We start from the raw sequence: 2514 nt of genomic DNA, 5'->3' as shown, positions 1-2514 counted from the left end.
CCAGACCGGTGCAGCATGGTCTGGAAGCGCTCGCGGTCCTCGGCCCGGTCGATCGCATCGGCGGGCGTGCCGAGCAGCGGGATGCCCGCCGCCTCCAGCGCGTGCGACAGCTTGAGCGGCGTCTGGCCGCCATACTGCACGATGCAGCCCAGCACCGTGCCATTTTCCTGTTCGCGCCGGATCAGGGCGATCACGTCCTCGGCCGTCAGCGGTTCGAAATACAGGCGGTCGGAGGTGTCGTAATCGGTGGAGACGGTCTCGGGGTTGCAGTTGACCATGATCGTCTCGAAACCGGCCTCACGCAGGGCGTAGGCGGCATGGACGCAGCAGTAGTCGAACTCGATCCCCTGGCCGATGCGGTTCGGCCCGCCGCCCAGGATCACGATCTTCCTGCGGTCGGTCGGCCTGCTTTCGCATTCCGGCACGCCATATCCCCCTTCAAAGGTGGAATACATGTACGGCGTGGGGGACGCGAACTCACCCGCGCAGGTGTCGATGCGCTTGTAGACCGGCAGCACGCCCCGGCTTTCCCGCAGCTTCGCGATTTCATCCGCGCTGGTGCCGGACAGGCGGGCAAGCTGGATGTCCGAAAAGCCCATGGCCTTGAGCGCGCGCAGGCTGTCGGCGTCCTCGGGCAGGCCGTCGCGCATGATCGTATGTTCAGCCGCGACGATCCTGGCCAGTTCGCGCAGGAACCACGGCTCGAAGCGGCAGGTGTCGTGGATGTCCTCCACGCTCAGCCCGGCGCGCAGGGCCTGCGCGGCCATGAGGATACGCTCGGGCCGGGGCTGTGAAAGTGCCGCGCGGAAGGCGTCGGGGCCGCCATCGCCCGGCACTTCGACCGGGTCCAGACCCGCCAGCCCGATTTCCATCGAGCGCAGGCCCTTCTGCAGCGCCTCGGGGAAGGAGCGGCCGATGGCCATCGCCTCGCCCACCGATTTCATGCTGGTGGACAGCAGGGCGGGCGTGCCGGGGAATTTCTCGAACGTGAAGCGCGGGATCTTGACCACGACATAATCGATCGTCGGCTCGAACGACGCGGGCGTGCTGCCGGTAATGTCATTGGTCAGTTCATCGAGCGTGTAGCCCACCGCCAGCTTGGCCGCGACCTTGGCGATGGGAAAGCCCGTCGCCTTCGAGGCGAGGGCGGACGAGCGCGACACGCGCGGGTTCATCTCGATCACCACCACGCGCCCATCGACGGGGTTGATGCCGAACTGCACGTTCGAGCCCCCCGTTTCCACCCCGATCTTGCGCAGGCAGGCCAGCGACATGTCACGCAGGCGCTGGTATTCCTTGTCCGTCAGGGTCAGGGCCGGGGCCACGGTGATGGAATCACCGGTATGCACGCCCATCGGTCGATGTTCTCGATGGAGCAGATGATGATGCAGTTGTCGGCGCTGTCGCGCACGACCTCCATCTCGTATTCCTTCCAGCCCAGCACGGATTCCTCGATCAGGACTTCCGTGGTGGGGGAGGCGTCGAGGCCGGAGGTGACGATGCGGTCGAATTCCTCGCGGTTGTAGGCGATGCCGCCGCCCGAGCCGCCCATGGTGAAGGATGGGCGGATGACCGCGGGCAGGCCCACATTGCCCAAGGCCGCGCGGGCTTCCTCCAGCGTGTGGGCGATCAGGCTGCGCGGGCTTTCGATGCCGATGGAGTCCATGGCCTCGCGGAATTTCTGCCTGTCCTCGGCCCGGTCGATCACCTCGCGTTCGCGCCGATCAGTTCGACGCCATGCTTTTTCAGGAATCCCGACTTGTCCAGCGCCATGGCCGTGTTCAGCGCGGTCTGGCCACCCATGGTGGGCAGCACGGCGTCGGGCTTTTCACGTTCGATGATGCGCTCGACGAATTCCGGGGTGATCGGCTCGATATAGGTCGCGTCCGCCAGCCCCGGATCAGTCATGATCGTGGCGGGGTTGGAGTTGACCAGAATGACGCGGTACCCTTCCTCACGCAGGGCCTTGCAGGCCTGTGCGCCGGAATAGTCGAATTCGCACGCCTGACCGATCACGATCGGGCCGGCGCCGATAATCAGGATGGAGCTGATGTCTGTCCGTTTTGGCATGTCGGGGCGGCTTTCAGGCGGCTTTGGTTGTGGTGTCGATCAGATCGACAAAACGGCGGAACAGGTAATGGCTGTCGGACGGGCCGGGGCTGGCTTCGGGTGGTACTGCACCGAAAACGCCGGGTAGCGGCTGGTGGCGATCCCTTCGTTCGATCCGTCGAACAGGCTGACATGGGTGGCGCGCACATCGGCGGGCAGGGATTTGTCATCCACCGCGAACCCGTGGTTCTGGCTGGTGATTTCCACCTTGCCCGTGGCCAGATCCTTGACAGGCTGGTTCGCGCCACGATGCCCGCGCGCCAGCTTGTAGGTCTTTGCCCCCAGCGCCAGCGCCAGAAGCTGATGGCCCAGGCAGATGCCGAACAGCGGCTTGCCCGCCTCCAGCACGCCACGGATGGCGGGCACGGCGTATTCGGCCGTCGCCGCCGGGTCGCCCGGCCCGTT

At 65.9% G+C, this 2514-nt stretch carries 2 pseudogenes; both read right to left on the bottom strand.

Annotated features, from left to right (window positions below):
• Positions 1-2070 (bottom strand): annotated as a pseudogene (carB, locus tag JCM25156_RS24455) (carbamoyl-phosphate synthase large subunit); the annotation flags it as partial.
• Positions 2071-2083: 13 nt separating this feature from the next.
• Positions 2084-2514 (bottom strand): annotated as a pseudogene (locus tag JCM25156_RS24450) (glutamine amidotransferase-related protein); the annotation flags it as partial.

It is taken from the genome of Komagataeibacter kakiaceti JCM 25156 (assembly GCF_000613305.1).
This window is presented reverse-complemented; position numbering and strand designations above follow the sequence as displayed.